At 75.4% G+C, this 3,300-nt stretch carries 4 protein-coding genes; 2 read left to right on the forward strand and 2 right to left on the reverse strand.

What is annotated here, in order from left to right:
- The first annotated feature begins 31 nt into the window (after positions 1–31).
- Both AOK22_RS35660 and AOK22_RS35665 read left to right on the forward strand, forming a co-directional pair.
- Positions 32–682 carry a PRC-barrel domain-containing protein gene (locus AOK22_RS35660; protein ID WP_063795404.1) on the forward strand — a complete coding sequence of 217 codons (651 nt, stop codon included), beginning with the start codon at positions 32–34 and terminating at the stop codon, positions 680–682.
- The gene (locus tag AOK22_RS35665) at positions 682–1,134 is read left to right on the forward strand and encodes a PRC-barrel domain-containing protein (protein WP_055702843.1); all 453 of its coding nucleotides are present in this window, start codon (positions 682–684) and stop codon (positions 1,132–1,134) included. The genes AOK22_RS35660 and AOK22_RS35665 overlap by 1 nt, the downstream gene beginning before the upstream one ends.
- Positions 1,135–1,199: 65 nt before the next feature.
- On the opposite strand, the gene AOK22_RS35670 is transcribed toward AOK22_RS35665, so the two are convergent.
- The gene (locus AOK22_RS35670; RefSeq protein WP_055702844.1) at positions 1,200–2,069 is read right to left on the reverse strand and encodes an ABC transporter permease; all 870 of its coding nucleotides are present in this window, start codon (positions 2,067–2,069) and stop codon (positions 1,200–1,202) included.
- The gene (locus AOK22_RS35675) at positions 2,066–2,989 is read right to left on the reverse strand and encodes an ATP-binding cassette domain-containing protein (protein ID WP_055702846.1); all 924 of its coding nucleotides are present in this window, start codon (positions 2,987–2,989) and stop codon (positions 2,066–2,068) included. Before AOK22_RS35675 ends, AOK22_RS35670 begins: the two co-directional genes overlap by 4 nt.
- Between the last annotated feature and the right edge of the window lie 311 nt (positions 2,990–3,300).

Consider the following 3,300-nt stretch of genomic DNA (forward strand, 5'->3'; position numbering starts at 1 on the left):
GCGGCCGGCGTCCGGGGGGCGGGAGGGTGCGATGAGTGCGCTCGTACGGGCCTCCGGCCTGACCAAACGCCCGGTGGTCACGCTCGGCGGAGCGGACGTCGCGCAGGTCAAGGACGTGGTGCTCGACGCGGCGGGCGGGCGGATCGCCGGATTCACCCTCGCCGGACGCGGGCTGCTGTCCGGTCCCCTGCGCAGGAGCCTGCCGTGGGCGGGGGTGCACGCGCTCGGGGCGGACGCCGTGATGATCGCCTCCGCCGAGGTGCTGGAGGACAAGTCCGCCGTCGCGACCTGGGAGGAGGCGTCCGGCGGTCTGGTCCGCGGGGCGCGCGTCCTGACGGACAGGGGCGTGCGGGTGGGCACGGTGGTCGACGTGGTGGTCGAGACGGGCCGGGACGGGCGGGTGGTCGGCGTCGAGATGTCCCCCGCGAAGGCGCGGGGCCGCCGCGGGCGCACGGTCTTCCTGCCCCTGGCCGACCGGCCCGCGCTGACCGGCGGCACCCTGATGATCCCGGCGGAGGACGTGGCACGGGCCGTGGACGACCTCGGCGAACTGGGAGCGGCGGTGCGGCGGAAACGGGGTGTCGGAGGCGCGGGTGGGCCCGAGGTATCCGGGGCGGGAGCGGCCGGTGACCCGGGCGACCCGCTCCGGCCCGACGTCCCGGGTGAGGAGCGGCTGCCGTGATGCTTCTCAGCGACACCGTGGGACGCCCGGTCGTCAGCTCGTCCGACGCCGCGCGCGTGGGCACGGTCGCCGGACTGGTCGTCGACACGGAGGAGGCCCGGGTCACGGCCCTGAGGCTGGACGGGGTCAAGGGCAGGGGTGACGTGGTCGCCTGGGCGGACGTGGACGCGCTGGGGCCCGACGCGGTCGTCGTCGCGGCGGCCACGGCGGCGCGCTTCGCCTCGGCGGACTCGGGCAAGGACCAGGACCTGCTGGGCAAGCGCCTGTTGACCGACCTGGGCGACGCCGTGGGAACGGTCGCCGACCTGGCCTTCGACCCCGCCTCGGGCCGCGTCGACGCGCTGCACACCTCACGCGGCGCCCGCGTCCCCGGCGCCGATCTGCTCGGGATCGGCGCGTACGCGGTGGTGGTACGCGCGGCGGCGCTGCCCCACGAGGACGCCGGTGCCTGACGTACGTACGCGCGCACTCGCCCGTTCGCGCGCACTCGCCCCTAGGTACGCACCCGCCCGCGTCCTCACACGTCACGGCGGTCCACCGTCAGCACCGCGACCACCGCGGCGGCGACCGGCCAGACCGCGAGGACCAGCCAGGCGCCCGCGGCCGTCGACGGATAGGCGCCCTGCACGGTGGCGGGGTCGGCGAGGCGCAGCCAGGCCTTGTACGGCGTCGCGTGGCCGAGGACGGCCGTCCAGTGGCGGTCCTCGCTCAGCACGATGGGCACCAGGAGCAGCACGACGAACGAGGCGACCATCGTGGTGCCGCCGTGCCGCAGGACGACGCCCAGGGCCAGCCCCGCCAGCGCGGACACCGGCGCGAGCAGAGCGGAGGCGACGACCAGACGCCAGGCGCCGGGGTGGCCGATCGGGACGCCGACTCCCTTGCCGGACAGGATCGCCTGGGTCAGCCAGAAGGAGCTGCCCGAGACGGCCGCTCCGAACGCGGTCATGACGGCGGCGGTCACCAGGACCTTGGCGGTCATCAGCGCGCGCCGGGCCGGGACCGCCGCGAACGTCGTACGGATCAGTCCGGTCCGGTGCTCCGAGACCAGCGCGAGCGCGCCGACGGCACCGGCCGACAGCATCAGGACGAGGGCGGCGTTCGTCGTGAAGGCCTCCTGCAGCGCGATGCCGTCGCGCACGAACCGCGCCGTGTCCCGTGCGTCGTTCTCCGCCGACCAATAGCGGTGGGTGTCGTACGCCGTACCGGTGTTGAAGGCGAGGACCGCGAGTCCGGCGATGAGCAGGGCCCAGCCGGTCGAGCGCGGCGCCCAGAGCTTCAGCCACTCGGCGGCGACGAGGTCGCGGAAGCGGGGGCGGAGGCTGCCGGGGGCCTTCCGGGCCGAAGGGTGCGCCACCGGGGCCGTGGGGTGCGTCGAGGTCGTCATCGAGTCTCTCCCTCCGTGTGCCGGGCCGCCGGATACTCCAGGCGGTCCGCCGTCAGCGCCATGAACGCCTCCTCCAACGAGGCCGCGCGCGGGGTCAGTTCGTGCAGCGGGAGCCCGTGCCGCAGGGCGAGCGCGCCGATGCGGGGTGCGTCGAGTCCCGTCACCACCAGCCGGCCGCCGTCGGCGGCGACCGTCGCGCCCTCGGCGCCCAGCAGCGGTACCAGGGCCGCCGCGTCCGGTGTGCGGACCGTCACGGTCCCGTCCCCCGAGCGTGCCGCGAACGCGGCGAGGCTCTCCGCGGCGACGAGTTCGCCGCGGCCGATGACGACCAACTGGTCGGCGGCGTGCTCCATTTCGGACATGAGGTGACTGGAGACGAAGACGGTGCGGCCCTCGGCGGCCAGGCGCCGGAAGAGTCCGCGGACCCACTGCACGCCTTCCGGGTCGAGGCCGTTGAGGGGTTCGTCGAAGAGCAGCACCGGAGGGTCGCCCAGCAGGGCGGCGGCGATGCCGAGCCGTTGCCGCATGCCGAGGGAGAAGCCCCCGACGCGGCGCCGTGCCGCGTCCGCGAGGCCGACCTCCGCGAGGACCGCGTCGACGCGCGGGCGCGGGATGCGGTTGCCGCGGGCGAGGACGGACAGATGGGCCCGCGCGGTGTGCCCGCCGTGCACGTCGCCCGCGTCGAGGAGCGCGCCGACGTGCCGCAGCCCGCGCGCCCGGTCCCGGAACGGCCGGCCGTCGACGGTGACGGACCCGCTCGTGGGGGTGTTCAGGCCGAGGATCATGCGCAGGGTGGTGGACTTCCCCGCGCCGTTGGGGCCGAGGAATCCGGTCACCAGGCCCGGACGCACCTGAAAGCTCAGGCCGTCGACCACCGTCCTGGTGCCGTACCGCTTCGTCAGTTCATGGACTTCGATCACGGGGACCACGGTGTCGCGGGCCGCACCCGCCGGTCGTCGGACCGGCGCGGACACTTCACCGGGCGGCTGTCACCCGTGGTTGTACACCCGTGGGCCGATTCCCGCCGCGCGCCCCTTGCCTACGATCGACGCATGTCAGCCACGCCGTCGATCCCCCTGTTCAGGTACGCCTCGCCGGGCGCCTGGGCCGCCGCGTCCTGGTGCGTGGGCATGGCCTCCGCCGCACGCGCGTACTCCGGCGTACCGCTGATGCCGACGAGCGCGCGGGAGTCGCCCGGGGCGTGGGAGTGGCTGCTCGTCGCCGCCGCCGT

Origin of the sequence: Streptomyces silaceus (genome assembly GCF_001419745.1) — a bacterium.
Classification (GTDB): Bacteria; Actinomycetota; Actinomycetes; order Streptomycetales; family Streptomycetaceae; genus Streptomyces; species Streptomyces silaceus.

Coding starts and splice junctions, on each gene's coding strand:
- AOK22_RS35660 (WP_063795404.1), top strand. CDS start 32: ATGAGTGCGCTCGTACGGGCCTCCGGCCTGACCAAACGCCCGGTGGTC.
- AOK22_RS35665 (WP_055702843.1), top strand. CDS start 682: ATGCTTCTCAGCGACACCGTGGGACGCCCGGTCGTCAGCTCGTCCGAC.
- AOK22_RS35670 (WP_055702844.1), bottom strand. CDS start 2,069: ATGACGACCTCGACGCACCCCACGGCCCCGGTGGCGCACCCTTCGGCC.